Raw genomic sequence first — 15,120 nt, 5'->3', positions numbered from 1 at the left:
CCGCCAGCGTTCATCCTGAGCCAGGATCAAACTCTCCAATAAAGTTTGTCTAGCATCATAAATAAAAATTGACGTTTCACGTTGTTTGTTTCGTTCAGTTTTCAAAGAACTTGTTTGTCGCAGAAGCGACTTTACCAATATAACATTCCGTTACATTTTCGTCAACAACTTTTTTTATTTAAAAATTGTTTTCTTTTTTGTTTCTCGCGTTGTCTCTCGTGACAACGAATATAAATATATCAGTTCGCTTATTAAAATGCAATAGTTTTTTTAATAAAATTTTTAACCTAATAAAAAAGTATAAAATCAATACCAATCCACTATATAAAAATACCTTTCTCATTTCTTTTTAAATCTTAAGATAAGAGATCTTACTCTCTATAAATAGTAGGATTAAAAAAAGCTTTGGAGAAATCTCCAAAGCTTAGTCTTGTTTATGACGCATTGTAGGGAATAACAATACATCACGGATAGATGGTGAATTTGTTAATAGCATAACAAGGCGATCAATACCAATACCTAATCCACCAGTAGGAGGCATACCATATTCAAGAGCTTCGATATAATCATCGTCCATCATATGCGCCTCATCATTTCCTTGTTCACGCTCTTTTAATTGAGCTTCAAAACGTTCTTTCTGATCGATTGGATCATTTAATTCAGTAAATGCATTTGCATGTTCGCGTGCAACAATGAATAGTTCAAAACGATCTGTAAATCGTGAATCCTCATCGTTCTTTTTCGCAAGAGGCGAAATTTCTACTGGATGCCCGTAGATAAATGTAGGTTGAATTAACTTTTCTTCTACTTTTTGTTCAAAGAATTCGTTAATGATGTGACCAACTTCCATTGTATCTTTAATTTCTACATCATGTTCTTTCGCTAATGCACGCGCTTCTTCCACGCTCATTGGTTTCCAGAAGTCCACTCCACAATATTGTTTAATTGCATCTACCATATGAAGACGCGTCCATTCTGGTTCTAAATTAATTTCATGTTCACCATATTGGATTGTTGTTGTACCCAACACTCGCTTCGCAATATGAGCAATCATATTTTCTGTTAGTTTCATAATATCTTTATAGTCAGCATACGCTTCATATAATTCAATCATTGTAAATTCTGGATTATGACGTGTTGATACACCTTCATTACGGAAAACACGGCCAATTTCATATACTTTTTCTAGGCCGCCTACAATAAGACGTTTTAAATGCAACTCAATTGCAATACGCATATATAATTCCATATCTAATGCATTATGATGCGTAATGAACGGACGAGCAGATGCACCACCTGCAATTGTATGCATCATTGGTGTTTCTACCTCAAGATAGCCATTATCATCCAGATATCTTCTCATTTCACGGATGATTTTACTGCGAGTAACAAATGTTTCGCGACTCTCCATACTTGTGATTAGATCTAAGTAACGTTGACGATAACGTTGCTCAATATCTTTCAATCCATGGTATTTATCCGGAAGTGGACGAAGAGATTTCGTTAATAAAGTAAATGATGTTGCTTTTACAGAAAGTTCTCCAACATTTGTTTTGAAAACTTTCCCTTCAATTCCGACTAAGTCACCTAAATCAGCCGTTTTAAACAATTCATATTCTTCATCTCCAACGGCATCCTTACGAACGTAAATTTGAACTTGTCCATGTAAATCTTGAATATGCGCAAAACCAGCTTTCCCTTTACCGCGCTTTGTCATAATGCGCCCAGCAATAGAAACAGAAATTGCTTTTTCCTCTAATTCTTCTTTAGAGAACTCTCCATACAAGTTCAGTAACTCTTTTGATGAATGTGTACGTTCAAAACGTTTACCAAATGGATCGATACCTTGTTCACGTAAGTTATGTAGTTTCTCACGACGAACAAGTAATTGGTCGTTTAATTCTTCATGGTTCATGTTATCCATGGTATTGATATCACTCCAGCTCTATTTAATTTTACAATATATACAGTATATCATTTTCTATCCAACTAGAAAAACTGCCAGTAAGTAACTGACAGTTCTTCTTTCTTTCACGTAATTATAGGAAGCAAAAGACAGAATGTCAATCATTCCCTCTCGCTTCTCAACTGATATGAATATTTTCTTGTTTCGCTTCTACCTCTTCTACAAATGCACCTAATAGTGAAGCAAGATCTTCACGAGTATTACAAGCATTGATCCCATTGCGCACTCTCGCATTTCCGCGAACACCTTTTAAATACCAAGCTGCATGCTTCCTCATTTCGCGTACTGCAATATGCTCATTCTTTAAATCGATGAGACGATCTAAATGTAGCATACATACATCAACTTTCTCACGCGCTGTTGGTTCTGGCATTAATTCTCCAGTTTCTAAATACTTCACAGTACGATAAATCATCCACGGATTTCCAAGCGCTGCACGCCCAATCATAACCCCATCTACACCAATTTCATCTAGCATACGCTTAGCATCTTGCGGAGTTTCCACATCACCATTACCGATAACAGGAATATTCACCGCTTGTTTCACTTGTTTAATAATATCCCAATCTGCTTTACCCTCGTACATTTGAACACGCGTGCGTCCATGAACTGCTACAGCTTGACCTCCCGCACGTTCAACCGCTCTAGCATTTTCAATTGCGAAGATATGATCTTCATCCCAGCCAATACGCATTTTAACCGTAACTGGTTTTTCCACCGCATCAACAACTGCTGCTACCATTTCATATATTTTATTTGGGTCTAAAAGCCACTTTGCTCCCGCATCACATTTTGTAATTTTCGGAACTGGACACCCCATATTAATATCAATAATATCCGCCGTTGTATTTTGATCTACATATTTTGCAGCCTCAACAAGCGTCTCTTTCTCGCCGCCAAAAATTTGTAGACTTAGCGGCTTTTCTCTCTCATCAATATATAACATATCTAATGTTCTTTTATTATTAAATAAAATGGCCTTGTCACTTACCATTTCAGCACATACCAATCCCGCACCAAATTCCTTAACTGTTAAACGGAATGCAGAATTGCATACTCCCGCCATCGGTGCTAGTACCACTGGGTTCTTCATCTCAATGTTTGCAATCTTTAACACTCGACTAGCCCCTTTCATTATCCTTACTTTGGCATTAACTCATCTATTGAAATGTTCAATGTCTTTGCAACTTCTACAACAAAATCTTGAGAAGGTGATCTATTCCCTCTCTCAACTTCTCCTAAAACTGATACAGATACCCCTAATTCCTTCGCAAAGCTTTCTTGCGTATAACCTTTCAACTTCCGAAAAGCACGAATGCGTCTTCCCCATTTTTCTGCTTCCATACCGTTACTCCCTCTCGCCTTTTCATTTCTTCTACTTGTGAACGTGAAATATTTTGTTCTATATCTTGATTAATTTCTAACAACGGAACGATAACAAAAGCTCTTTCAAACATCCGCGGATGCGGAACAATAAGATTCTCTGTTTCAATATTGTCTTGATTATAAAGTAGAATGTCAAGGTCGATGGTCCTTGGACCCCATCTTATCTCCCTTTTTCTTCCTAATTCATTCTCAATCTTTTGTGTTACTGTTAATAGTTCTTGCGGCAATAAATTGGTAGAAATTTTTATGACTATATTTAAAAAGCGATTTTGATCTGTATATCCCACTGGGTCTGTTTCATAGACTGAAGAAACATCTTCCACTTGAACATTAGAATTCTTATCCAATAAATCAACCGCTTGCGTTAAGTACGTATAGCGATCACCAATATTCGATCCTAAAGCAATATAAACTGTATTTTTCATGTTCGTTCTCTCGTTATTTCTACCGCTACAGAACGATAATGTCCTGGTATGGGAGGATCAGGTTTGATAACTTTTACTGTGCAACGCATCACACTTCCATACTGTTCCAATATATTTGCAGCTATATTTTCCGCTATACTTTCCACAAGTTTATATGTTCGTTCTTCTACAATCTGTCTACACAATTCAAACAGCTTTCCATAATTGACAGAATGCTCTAAGTTGTCACTTTCACCAGCTTTTTTTAAATCTAGTTCTACCGTTAAATCTACCTTAAATCTTTGTCCTAATTTATTCTCTTCCGGAAACACCCCGTGATAGCCGTAAAATTCCATATCATGAATATAAATTTTATCCAATCACTTTCCCCCCTTGCCAATCATTGCATCCATCATCTTTGCCATACGGGCCATTTCTTTCACATCATGAACACGAATCATTTCACAACCTTTAGCAATCCCAAGGCAAACTGATGCTCCCGTTCCTTCAATACGCTCTTCTACCGGTAAATCTAAAACATGTCCGATAAAAGACTTCCTTGAAGTTGCAAGAAGAACCGGATACCCTAATACATTCAATTGCTCTAAATTACGCATAACTTCTAAATTTTGTTCAGGTGTTTTAGCAAAACCAATACCTGGATCTAAAATAATGTTTTCATCACGTACGCCTGCATTTTTCGCAATCTTAACACTCTCATATAAATCTGCAATCATATCGGACATTACATTACGATAATTTGTATGATCGCGATTGTGCATTAAAATAATCGGTACATCATAATGAGCTGCTACTTCTGCGATTTTCGGCTCCGCTTTCGCTCCCCAAATATCATTAATAATGTGAGCTCCAGCTTCAATAGCCTGCTTTGCTACCTCTGCTTTATAAGTATCAATAGAAATAGGCACATTCACTTTCTTCGAAACAGCTTGTATAACGGGTAATACACGTGCTAATTCCTCTTCTACTGAAACTTTTGCAAAGCCTGGGCGCGTTGATTCTCCACCTATATCAATTAAATCCGCACCAGAACTCACCATTTCCTTCGCATGGCGAACAGCTGTTTCTAATTCATTATAACTTCCGCCATCAGAGAATGAATCTGGTGTTACATTCAAAATCCCCATGACTAATGTTTTTTCATTTAAATTTAATGTATATTCACCACAGCGCAAATCATAGTTCCATTTCAAGTTCTATATCTCCCCTCTACAATTCATTTCGGCTCCAAAGATTCTCTCTATGCATCTCATATACACCAATTAATTTTTTTGTAATCTCTCCCTCTTTCCCCGGGAAATCTCTTCCTTCTATATGGAGAAGCGGCACAATTTCTTGAATCGAATTTGTTACAAACACTTCTTCCGCTGTAAGTAATTCTTCTTTTGTAAATAAGCCTTCTTTTACTTTTATATTTAACATTTGGGCAACTTTTATAATAAATGCACGAGTAATTCCATTTAGAATTCCTGTATGAAGAGAAGGCGTATATAAAGCTCCTTCTTTTACAAAGAAAATATTTGAAACAATTCCTTCTGCTACGTAACCTTCCTTCGTAAAGAAGATTCCTTCTCTATTCGTTGCATTGCCAATTTCACGTTTTCCTAAAATATTATTTAAATAATGATGCGATTTCAAACGGAAATTTCCCTCTGGTGTATTTCGCACCTGTTTTAAAATAACCCCTTCCTTTTCTACTACTATATCTGGAGGGGTTAAAGGTTTGATAAATACAATGACAGATGGATTTTTGTATACGCCTGTTTGTAATCCTATTTCATCTATACCAGCTGATACATTAAAACGAATATAAGCATGCTTTAATTCGTTCCTTAAAAGCAACTCTTTAAGGATAGTAAGCATATCTCCTTTCTTCATATCCCATTCGATTTGCAGAGCAGCAAGAGCATCCATTAAACGTTCATAATGATCATCTAATAGAAACGGATGCCCATTATAAATGCGAAATGTCTCAAAAACACCAAGTCCATACAGGTACCCGTGATCATACGGAGAGATTTTCGCTTCCGTATCTTCTACATATGTACCATTCACATAAATTAACATGACACTGCACTCGAGCTATATTTCTGAATAAAGTTTTCCAATAGCTCTTTTCCATGAGAAGTCATTATCGATTCCGGATGAAACTGCACGCCTTCAATCGGCAATGTCTTGTGACGAAGCGCCATAATCTCTCCTTCTTCTGTCCAAGAAGTTACTTCTAAACATTCAGGCAATGTCTCTTTCTTTACAATTAAAGAATGATAACGAGTTGCTGTAAATGGATTGGGAATATCAGAAAAGATTGTTTTTTCATCATGATACATTTGTGAAGTTTTCCCATGCATGAAACGTTCCGCACGAACGACTTCTCCTCCAAATACTTGTGCAATTGATTGATGTCCTAAACACACACCGAAAATAGGAATTTTCCCAGCAAAATGTTTAATAACTGCCATACTAATACCAGCTTCATTCGGACTACAAGGACCAGGTGAAATCATTAAAAAATCAGGTTTCATATTCTCAATATCCGCAATGGTAATTTCATCATTACGCTTTACGACAAGTTTTTGTCCAAGCTCTCCAAGAAACTGCACTAAATTAAATGTAAAAGAATCATAATTATCGATCATTAATATCATTTCTCTCACCTAACCGTTTCTTCACTACGTTCTTTCGCACGCCATAAAGCGATTGCTTTTTTCAACGATTCTTTATACTCATTCTTCGGACTTGAATCAATGACAATTCCCGCTCCAGCTTGTACATATGCTTGACCATCTTTTGCAAGCAACGTTCGAATCACAATATTTAATTCCATATCTCCAGAGTACCCTATCCAACCTATTGATCCTGTATAAATACCGCGTCTTACAGGTTCTAACTCTTCTATAATTTCCATTGTACGTATTTTAGGCGCTCCCGTAATGGTACCACCAGGAAATACAGCTCTTACTAAATCAAAAGCATCCTTATCTTCACTCACTAAACCGCGAACATTCGAAACAATATGCATAACATGCGAGTATTTTTCAATTACCATAAATTCATCCACTTCAACTGTCCCATACTCACAAACTCTTCCTAAATCATTCCGTTCTAAGTCAACAAGCATTACATGTTCTGCACGTTCTTTTTCATTTTCAATGAGCTCCTTCGCTAATCTTTCATCTTCTTGTTCATTATCCCCGCGAGAACGTGTTCCTGCAATCGGTCTTGTACTCACCTTATTTCCTTGTTTTTTAATTAATAATTCCGGTGAGCCGCTCACAATTTGAAAATCCCCAAGTTCTAAGTACCCCATGTATGGGGATGGATTGATTTCCCTTAAGCTTGTATAAATTTCAAAAGGGTGTGTTTGCAGTGTTTTTTCTTGTCTTGTAGAAAGGTTCACTTGAAACACATCTCCTGCTCCAATATACTCTTGAATACGCTCAACCGCATGTATAAATCCTTCTTCTGTGAAAGCTACAACTTCTTTTTCGTTTGCCTGGCTTTCAAATGGAATTTTCACTTGAGGGGCTTCCTTCATCCAAAGTTCTTCCCAATCTCTCAAGCGTTGTTCTGCATTTTCACGTTCCTCTACATAATGCGTAATAATCCATAATACCTTTTCATGATGATCGTATACAAACACATCATCAAATAATAGAAAGAATATGTCAGGTATATCCACATCATCCTTTGCAATTGAAGGCAATTTCTCAATGTAACGAATACAATCATAACTAAAATATCCGATTGCCCCCCCTTGAAATGGCGGATAATCTGGATTGTGATCTGTTTTCCATTGCTCCATATATTTTTGCATTAAATTTAATGGATTCCCATATTCTATTGTTTCCTTACCATTTTCACTTATATGCAACGTTTCATTCTTCCCACGAATGACCGCTACAGGATCGAGTCCTACAATACTATAGCGACCTCCGCGCCCACTTTCTAACAAAATATGTTGCGTCTTGTACTGAGAGAGAAACTTATATTGCTTAAAGAAATCAAAATGATATGGAATAGAGAGCGCCAAAGATTTCCTTTGCTGCATATCAACACCCCATCTTCTTTTATCCCACTCCCCTAGTCTGATTATCTCAAATCACCAATAACTGATATGAAACACTCATCCATGAGAGCTAATGAAAATAAAATAACTTTACTACTTATTTTACATGAAGTTTTCTAGTCATTCACTCTTTTCCTATTTCCAAAAGAAAAAAGCATCCCTTTTCAGGAATGCTTTTTTCTAGCAACACAAATTATGATTCAAATTGGTAAAGAGGGGTACTTAAATAGCGTTCACCGTTACTTGGAATGACCACAAGAACCTTTTTCCCTTTACCAAGTTTTTTCGCAACTTCTGTTGCAGCATAAATAACAGCACCTGAAGAAATACCGACTAAAATCCCTTCTTCACGAGCTACTTTTCTTGCATATTCAAATGCTTGTTCTGTCTTCACTTGAATGATATCATCATATATTTCTACGTCCAATGTTTCCGGAACAAATCCAGCTCCAATTCCTTGGATTTTATGTGGACCTGGTTTTCCACCCGATAGTACAGGAGAGTCTGCTGGCTCGACTGCATAAATTTTAATGTCTTTATACGTTTCTTTTAATACTTCCCCAGCACCAGTAATTGTGCCGCCAGTACCAATTCCTGCGATAAATGCATCTAATTGGTCACCCATCTGCTCAACAATTTCTGGACCTGTTGTTAAACGATGAATTTCTGGGTTTGCTGGATTTTGGAATTGTTGTGGCATGAAATAACCGTTCTCTTTTGCTAATTCCGTCGCCTTACGAATTGCGCCACCCATTCCTTCTGAACCTGGAGTTAGTACCAATTCTGCCCCGTAAGCTCGAAGTAAATTACGGCGTTCCATACTCATTGTCTCCGGCATTACTAAAATTGCTTTATATCCTTTTGCAGCTGCCACCATCGCTAAGCCAATCCCTGTGTTACCACTTGTTGGCTCAATGATTGTATCGCCTTCTTTTAATAAACCTTTTTTCTCAGCAGCTTCGATCATAGATAATGCAATACGATCTTTCACGCTACTTCCAGGATTCATAAATTCTAATTTTAAATATATATCTGCACTGTCTTGCTCTACGATGCGGTTCAACTTAACGATCGGCGTTTTCCCGATTAATTCTGAAACTGATTGTGCCACTCGCATTCCTGTCACTCCTAACACCTAGTATTTTTATTGGTTTTCTCCACATTAATATCTTGTCAGAAAATTCTTCATTTGTCAATCTATTTAAACAACATGTTATCTCTATATATTACTCATATTATAGTGTTTCAATTAACTGTTTAATATCATCTTTAGAAAATTTATATCGCTCATTGCAAAAATGACAATGTACTTCAGTTTCCTCTTCTTCCCCACGTATTTGTTCTAATTCTGCCTTACCTAAACTAATCAGCACACTTTCAATACGCTCTCGTGAACATGTACAATTAAATTGTACGTCCATCGTTTCTAACACTTTTACGTTTTCTTCTCCTAATATCTCATTTAAAATCCCTTCAGGAGAAAGTCCTTTTTCAATCATTGTTGAAACAGGAGGGATTTTTTGTAGACGCTCTTCAATAAATGAAATTGTCTCTTCTTGCGCTCCCGGCATAATTTGCAAAATGAAACCGCCCGCTGCTAATATACTATCATCACCATTCACAAGAACACCAACCCCTACTGAAGAAGGAGTTTGTTCAGAGACAGCAAAATAATACGTAAAATCTTCTCCTAGTTCACCTGATACAATCGGAGACTGTCCAATAAACGGTTCACGCATACCGATATCTTTAATTACTGTTACATTCCCTTCTGTACCTACCGCTTGATATACTCTCAATTTCCCTTGTTCTGTTGATTCAAAATCAACATGTGGATTTGTTACATATCCGCGCACATCACCATTCGCATGCGCATCGATGACAATCGGACCAATTGGGCCATTCCCCTCTACTTTAATTGTTAATTTTTGCTCCCCTTTTAACATGGCCCCCATCATTGCACCAGCTGTCAAAGAACGCCCAAGTGCAGCAGAAGCTGTTCTCCATGTATCATGTCGTCTTTGCGCTTCACTGACCATATTTGTTGTACGCACACTATATGCACGGACTTCCCCATCAAACGCTAACGCTTTTACTAAATAATCTTTCATAATTTATTCACCTTTCTCATGTTGTAAAATTGCATTACGCTCATATAACATGTATAAACCTTTTAATGTTAAAAATGGATCGACAATATCAATTACATTAGATTCTTCAGCAATCAATTTTGCTAATCCTCCTGTCGCAATTACAGTAGGTTCTTGCTTAGCTTCTTCTTTCATACGCTTCACAATACCTTCTACTTGTCCAACATACCCATAAAGAATTCCCGCTTGCATTGCACTTACAGTATTTTTACCAACAATGCTACTTGGTTTTGTTATTTCAATACGAGGAAGCTTGGCAGCTCGGCTATATAAAGCTTCTGCAGAAATCATAATTCCAGGTGTAATCACACCACCCATATAATGTTTCTCTTCGTTAATATAGCAATATGTAGTAGCTGTACCAAAATCAACAATAATAAGTGGGCTTCCGTATAATTGAATACCAGCTACAGCATTTACAATGCGATCCGCCCCAACTTCACGCGGGTTCTCATATTTTATATTTAAGCCTGTTTTGATTCCTGGGCCTACTACAAGCGGTTTAATTTTAAAATACTTCTCACACATACGCTCTAAAGCAAACATAATTGGTGGTACAACAGAAGAAACAATAATCCCTTTTATATCTCCAAAGGAAAGACCTTCATGCTCAAGAAGTTGCTTTATCAGCATGCCATATTCATCTTCTGTTTTATGACGGTCTGTTTCCATACGCCAATGCTGACAAAGTTTTCCTTCCTCAAACACGCCAAGTACCGCATTTGTATTCCCTACATCCAATACAAAAATCATATTCTCACCACTTATCTTATTTAATCTATATTTGTGTAGTATGTACAAAACTTATAATGCCATCATATCACACATACCCATATAGTCGGCTTCTCCATCTTCCCCATTTTACAAAAAGATTGTTCATCATTTCAATTTTTAATATGCGCAACTCTAAAATATATGTACCTGTATGGTCACATATCCAAAATAAAAAGGAGTGACAATCGTCACTCCTTCGTTTCACCTTCATCCTCTGCATTTTCATCATCTTTTTTCATCGTAATGTTTACCTTTACATCACTTTCAGATGATTTTTTACGCTCAGGTAAAGTGCCATGTTCATATAAATGATTGATTTGCTCCGCATCTAACGTTTCTACTTCAAGTAACGTTTTAGCGATAATATCAAGCTTATCTCGTTTTTCAGTTAGGATTTGTTTTGCACGAGCATAACATTCTTTCATAATGTTTTGCATTTCCATATCAATTTGATGTGCAATTGCATCACTATAGTTTTGCTCAGAATGGAAGTCTCTTCCTAAGAACACTTGACCACCCTGCGAACTACCAAATTGCATTGGACCTAACTTATCACTCATACCAAATTCTGTTACCATACGTCTAGCAATACCAGTCGCACGTTGGAAATCGTTATGAGCTCCTGTACTTACTTCACCAAATACAATTTCCTCAGCCACTCGACCACCAAGTAAACCGGTAATCTTATCAAGCAATTCTGGTTTTGTCATGAAATAACGATCTTCTTTTGGAAGCATTACTGCGTATCCACCAGCTTGACCGCGAGGAACAATTGTTACTTTATGAACGATATCTGCCTCATCCAGCACAACACCAATGACAGTGTGTCCTGCTTCGTGGAAGGCAACAATATTTCGTTCTTTTTCAGAAATAACACGACTTTTCTTAGCTGGACCTGCAATAACTCGATCCGTTGCTTCATCAATATCAGACATGTCAATTTTCTTCTTATTTTGACGCGCAGCCACTAATGCCGCTTCGTTTAATAAGTTCTCAAGATCTGCACCAGAGAATCCTGGCGTACGAGTTGCAATCGCTCTTAAATCGATATCTTCATCAAGCGGTTTATTACGAGCATGTACTTTCAATACTGCTTCACGTCCATTCACATCTGGACGATCCACTGTAATTTGACGGTCAAAACGTCCTGGACGTAATAACGCTGGGTCAAGAATATCTGGACGGTTTGTCGCGGCGATGATAATAATACCTTCATTCGCACCGAATCCATCCATTTCTACAAGAAGTTGGTTTAACGTTTGTTCACGCTCATCATGACCACCGCCAAGACCCGCGCCACGTTGACGACCTACTGCATCAATTTCATCAATAAAAATGATACAAGGTGCATTTTTCTTTGCATTTTCAAATAAATCACGCACACGAGAAGCACCGACACCAACGAACATCTCTACGAAATCAGAACCACTAATAGAGAAGAATGGCACGCCAGCTTCACCTGCAACAGCACGTGCAAGCAATGTTTTACCAGTACCTGGAGGTCCAACTAATAGAACCCCTTTCGGAATACGAGCACCTACTTCAGCGAACTTACGAGGATCTTTCAAGAATTCAACAACCTCAACAAGTTCTTGCTTTTCTTCGTCAGCTCCAGCTACATCTCTGAAGCGTACTTTTTTCTTTTCGTCATTATATAACTTCGCCTTACTTTTACCAAAGTTCATAACACGACTACCGCCGCCTTGTGCTTGGTTTAGTAAGAAGAAGAATAAAATGAAGAGAATAACAAACGGAATGATTGAAGTAAAGAATGTCACCCAAGCACTTGTTTCTTCTGCTGGTTGATACTTCACTTCTACTCCTTTCACCTTCTCATTAATTTTCTTTTGTAATTCCTCAGTATTAGGTGCATAAGTAACGAATTGTTCACCTTGACTAGAGTTAGTGAATTGTCCTTTTACTTCAAATACACCATTTTTTGGTTGAAGTTGCACATTACGCACTTCACCTTGTTCAAGTCTAGCAATGAATTTGTCGTAGCTAACTGACGTCGTTTTTTGCGTTGAACCATTGAAAAAGCTCACGATTCCAATTACTACTAAGAATATCAGTAAATAAAAGATGGTATTACGGAAGATACGATTCATTCCTAACCTCCTCTCACGGCATAAACACTATAGTAAATCGTAACATAGAAAAACTTTCCTATACAATTATAACGCCTGTATTTAATTAATTTGAGTAAACATTTGGTTTTAATACTCCTACATAAGGCAGATTACGATATTGCTCTTTATAATCTAAACCGTAGCCTACAACAAATTCATGTGGAACAGTAAATCCAACATAATCCGCTTTAAGGTCTACTTTTCGACCAGTTGGCTTATCTAGAAGCGTAACAATTTTTACAGATTTTGCTTTACGATATTTGAATAAATCTACTAAGTAGCTTAATGTCAGACCGCTATCAATAATATCTTCAACGATTAAAATATCGCGACCTTCTACAGAAGTATCAAGGTCTTTCAAAATCTTCACTTCACCTGTTGAAACTGTAGAATGACCGTAACTAGATACAGCCATAAAATCCATTTCAAGATATGTATCTGTTCTCTTTAATAAATCTGCCATAAAAGGCATTGCCCCTTTTAATACACCGATTGCAAGAGGTACGGTATTCTTATACTCCTCCGCAATGATTGCACCTAGTTCGCGCACCTTTTCCTGTATTTGCTCCTCAGAAATTAATACTTTTTCAATATCTTGATTCATCATTTCATTATCCTCCCGGAAGACTCCTTGCTTTTGTAGTGAATAATTATATATTTATCTTTGTTTGCTACTTTTGGCGAAATAGCAAATGCAGATCGTTTCAACAAGGGAACCCAAATAATGTTTCCACTTGCATCACAAACAATCGGCCATTCTTCTCTTTTTTCCTTTGGTACTTTCGCTTCGATAAAGATAGTTTTTATCTTTTTTGTGCCGCTCATACCTTGTATTGACATACGATCTCCATTTTCTCGAGAGCGAACCAAAAGAGGATATGACATATCATTATACTTAGCGACAAATACCATTTCATTCATGTCACTCGGTATTTCCTCTATTACTTCTGCTATAAGCTTATCTCCATTCGCTAATGTAACTGCACCAGGTATGGATAAAACTTCAGAAAAAGGGGTAACAATTTCTTGTTCAAATCGGAAACTGCATTCTTCATATGAACGAACAATTTTTAAACCTTCTGGGAAATCTAGCGATCCTGATGGTTGTATCCGTTTGAAAAACGCAATTACTTTGTCAATATGTATAGAAGAAAGCGAAGATGGAATCTTATATTCATAAAGATAGTTTAATATTAGTTGAATCCCTCTCCTTTGTAAAGGCATAGACAAGGATTCAAAGGCAGGAATTGATAAGACAAGATATTTATCACTTTTTTTCGTAATTACTTTATTCATCTTTTCAAAAGCTAATTCCTGCAAATAGGCCTCATCCTCTTGCATAAGCTGACTAAATTTTTGAAAGTGCTCATGCACCTGAGGATTTTCTTCTTTTAAATAAGGCAAAACATACTTACGTAGTCGATTTCTTGTATATACTTCTTTTTTATTACTTGAATCTATACGCGGCATAATGCCTAACTGGTCGCAGTAATCTAAAATTTCTTCCTTTGTCACTGCCAATAAAGGCCTAATTAAATATCCATTATGAAAAGGGCGCTTCACAGCAATACCAGCATATCCTTGCGGAGTACTCCCGCGCACGAGACGCATCAGAATCGTTTCTACTTGATCATCTCCATGATGACCAAGCGCGACATATCCTGCATCATATTTCCTCATTATTCTTTCCAAAAATGCATATCGACATTCCCTTGCAGCTACCTGCGCATTCATTCCATGTTGCTGTTGATATTGCAAAACATTAATTCTTATCGTTTCACAAAGAATCCCAAGTTCATGGCAAAGATTTTCTACAAATTGTAAATCTTCGTAGGATTCATCTCCTCTAAACATATGATCTACATGCGCGACAACAATTGTTAAATTCTTCGCTTCTCTTTTTTCTAACAAATAATATAGTAGAGCTAAGGAGTCAGGTCCTCCTGAAACTCCTACAACAATGGTTGAATGTTCCTCTAATACACCATGCTGCTTTGCAAATCTATCCACTTTTTCAACAAATGAATTTTTCAACTTCGCATTCACCCTTCATTAAAGCCAAACAATAACATACTTTACCTTGATTATAATGGTACAACTTTTACAAACTTTGTGCAAAAAAAAGATGTACAAAAATCATTTTTTATCTTACATCCTTTATTACAATAAAAACCATATTTCTCTCATACAAAAAGGCCTAGAGCTTCTAGGCCTTACGACA

The 15,120-nt window shown here is 37.0% G+C and carries 15 protein-coding genes; all 15 read right to left on the bottom strand.

Annotated features, from left to right (window positions below):
* Positions 1–424 precede the first annotated feature (424 nt).
* The 15 genes from lysS to tilS all read right to left on the bottom strand — a co-directional run bounded on the left by lysS (position 425) and on the right by tilS (position 14,933).
* On the bottom strand, positions 425–1,924 hold the full coding sequence (gene lysS / locus MR059_RS20475; protein ID WP_011983216.1) for a lysine--tRNA ligase: 1,500 nt from the start codon (positions 1,922–1,924) through the stop codon (positions 425–427).
* Positions 1,925–2,084: 160 nt separating this feature from the next.
* Positions 2,085–3,083 (bottom strand): tRNA dihydrouridine synthase DusB, encoded by a 999-nt coding sequence (dusB, locus tag MR059_RS20470; RefSeq protein ID WP_011983215.1) that lies wholly within the window; start codon positions 3,081–3,083, stop codon positions 2,085–2,087.
* A gap of 23 nt (positions 3,084–3,106) precedes the next feature.
* On the bottom strand, positions 3,107–3,310 hold the full coding sequence (locus MR059_RS20465; RefSeq protein WP_041809355.1) for a helix-turn-helix domain-containing protein: 204 nt from the start codon (positions 3,308–3,310) through the stop codon (positions 3,107–3,109).
* Complete coding sequence (gene folK / locus MR059_RS20460; RefSeq protein WP_011983213.1) at positions 3,262–3,777, bottom strand: 2-amino-4-hydroxy-6-hydroxymethyldihydropteridine diphosphokinase; 516 nt, start codon at positions 3,775–3,777, stop codon at positions 3,262–3,264. Before folK ends, MR059_RS20465 begins: the two co-directional genes overlap by 49 nt.
* The gene (gene folB, locus MR059_RS20455) at positions 3,774–4,136 is read right to left on the bottom strand and encodes a dihydroneopterin aldolase (RefSeq protein WP_011983212.1); all 363 of its coding nucleotides are present in this window, start codon (positions 4,134–4,136) and stop codon (positions 3,774–3,776) included. The genes folK and folB overlap by 4 nt, the downstream gene beginning before the upstream one ends.
* Positions 4,137–4,970, bottom strand: a complete 834-nt coding sequence (gene folP, locus MR059_RS20450; protein WP_011983211.1) for a dihydropteroate synthase — start codon at positions 4,968–4,970, stop codon at positions 4,137–4,139.
* Between the two features lie 16 nt (positions 4,971–4,986).
* Positions 4,987–5,844: an aminodeoxychorismate lyase gene (gene pabC, locus MR059_RS20445; protein ID WP_011983210.1), complete on the bottom strand. Its 858-nt coding sequence runs from the start codon at positions 5,842–5,844 to the stop codon at positions 4,987–4,989.
* Positions 5,838–6,425, bottom strand: coding sequence for an aminodeoxychorismate/anthranilate synthase component II (gene pabA / locus MR059_RS20440; protein WP_011983209.1), 588 nt, complete (start codon positions 6,423–6,425; stop codon positions 5,838–5,840). The genes pabC and pabA overlap by 7 nt, the downstream gene beginning before the upstream one ends.
* 5 nt (positions 6,426–6,430) lie before the next feature.
* Positions 6,431–7,828 (bottom strand): anthranilate synthase component I, encoded by a 1,398-nt coding sequence (gene trpE, locus MR059_RS20435; protein WP_011983208.1) that lies wholly within the window; start codon positions 7,826–7,828, stop codon positions 6,431–6,433.
* Between the two features lie 211 nt (positions 7,829–8,039).
* Entirely contained in the window at positions 8,040–8,963 is a 924-nt protein-coding gene (gene cysK / locus MR059_RS20430; protein ID WP_011983207.1) for a cysteine synthase A, read from the bottom strand.
* A 118-nt stretch (positions 8,964–9,081) separates the two neighbouring features.
* Positions 9,082–9,957, bottom strand: coding sequence for an Hsp33 family molecular chaperone HslO (hslO, locus tag MR059_RS20425; protein ID WP_048721177.1), 876 nt, complete (start codon positions 9,955–9,957; stop codon positions 9,082–9,084).
* A gap of 3 nt (positions 9,958–9,960) precedes the next feature.
* On the bottom strand, positions 9,961–10,749 hold the full coding sequence (locus tag MR059_RS20420) for a type III pantothenate kinase (protein ID WP_011983205.1): 789 nt from the start codon (positions 10,747–10,749) through the stop codon (positions 9,961–9,963).
* A gap of 209 nt (positions 10,750–10,958) precedes the next feature.
* Positions 10,959–12,878, bottom strand: coding sequence for an ATP-dependent zinc metalloprotease FtsH (gene ftsH / locus MR059_RS20415; protein WP_011983204.1), 1,920 nt, complete (start codon positions 12,876–12,878; stop codon positions 10,959–10,961).
* 85 nt (positions 12,879–12,963) lie between these two features.
* The gene (gene hpt, locus MR059_RS20410) at positions 12,964–13,506 is read right to left on the bottom strand and encodes a hypoxanthine phosphoribosyltransferase (RefSeq protein WP_048721181.1); all 543 of its coding nucleotides are present in this window, start codon (positions 13,504–13,506) and stop codon (positions 12,964–12,966) included.
* Positions 13,503–14,933: a tRNA lysidine(34) synthetase TilS gene (gene tilS / locus MR059_RS20405; protein WP_011983202.1), complete on the bottom strand. Its 1,431-nt coding sequence runs from the start codon at positions 14,931–14,933 to the stop codon at positions 13,503–13,505. The genes hpt and tilS overlap by 4 nt, the downstream gene beginning before the upstream one ends.
* Between the last annotated feature and the right edge of the window lie 187 nt (positions 14,934–15,120).

This window comes from Bacillus cereus group sp. BfR-BA-01522 (assembly GCF_022662635.1).
In the GTDB taxonomy this organism is placed as follows: domain Bacteria; phylum Bacillota; class Bacilli; order Bacillales; family Bacillaceae_G; genus Bacillus_A; species Bacillus_A cytotoxicus.
The sequence above is the reverse complement of the archived record's forward strand: the minus strand, read 5'-3'. Positions and strand labels throughout refer to the sequence as shown.